1 protein-coding gene and 1 pseudogene are annotated in these 928 nt (G+C 66.9%); both read right to left on the minus strand.

Annotated elements, in window-relative coordinates:
• Positions 1-339, minus strand: a 339-nt coding sequence (locus tag FF041_RS38125) for a condensation domain-containing protein (protein WP_194292158.1), incomplete at its 3' end; no start/stop codon positions are given.
• Positions 340-376: 37 nt separating this feature from the next.
• Positions 377-928, minus strand: a pseudogene (locus FF041_RS24715) (non-ribosomal peptide synthetase); the annotation flags it as partial.

The raw sequence follows: 928 nt of genomic DNA on the forward strand, positions 1-928 counted from the left end.
CCGCTCCCGCAGGGTGAGCCGGTCGACCTCGGCGAGGGCGTCGGCCTCCGTCAGCGCGGAGACATCCTCCTCACGCCACGGCAGCGCTGCCTCGCGGGCGATGATCTGCACAGCCTCACCCGATTTACGACCACGAAAACTCGCCCGCAGGGAGCTGTGCCGGGCCAGCAACGCTTTCCATGACCTACGCAGCCGGTCTATGTCCAACGGCCCGACCAGCTCAAGCATGCGCTGCCCCTGGTAGACATCCGGGCTCTGGTCGTCGAAGGCCGCATGGAACAGCAGCCCCTCCTGCAAGGGCGACAGCGGCCAGACATCCTCAACAAGGGATCGGGGCATCGCGAACTCTCCTCACAGCGCAGTGTGTTTGAGCGGGTTAGAAGTTCTCTTCGGTGAACCCGTTTTCGAACTCGTCCAATTCGTCCTGTGCCAGATCGAGAAGAGGGAAGTCGGAGGGGGTGTGTCCGCCCGCCACGGGGTCGGCGGTATGAGCGGCCAGTCCTTCCAGCATCCGCAGCCAGGCCCGGCCCAGCTCTTCCACATCACCTTCGTCGAAGAGCCGACCGGGCCAGCTCAGGGAGACGGTCAACTCCGGCCCGTCAGGGGTGTCCCGGACCACCGCACCGGCACTCAGTACATGTGCGGCTGGCGTGTCCGGGTCAGCCGAGCCGCCGATCGCGGTCTCGCCCGCCAGCTGCCAGGGCCGGGCGGAGCCCTCACCGGAACCGGCAGTGAAGCGGCCGAGGTAGTTGAAACCGATCTGTGCGGCCGGTGCGGCCTCCAGCACAGGACCGGTCTCAGGATTGAGATACCGCAGCAGCTCATACCCGAGCCCATCACCGGGAACCGCCCGCACCTGCTCCTTGACCGCCTTCACCAACCGGCCGGCCTCCGGACCTCCCGACCGCACCTGGTCGAGATCGATCCC

Source organism: Streptomyces jumonjinensis, from assembly GCF_009600885.1.
GTDB classification, from domain to species: domain Bacteria; phylum Actinomycetota; class Actinomycetes; order Streptomycetales; family Streptomycetaceae; genus Streptomyces; species Streptomyces jumonjinensis.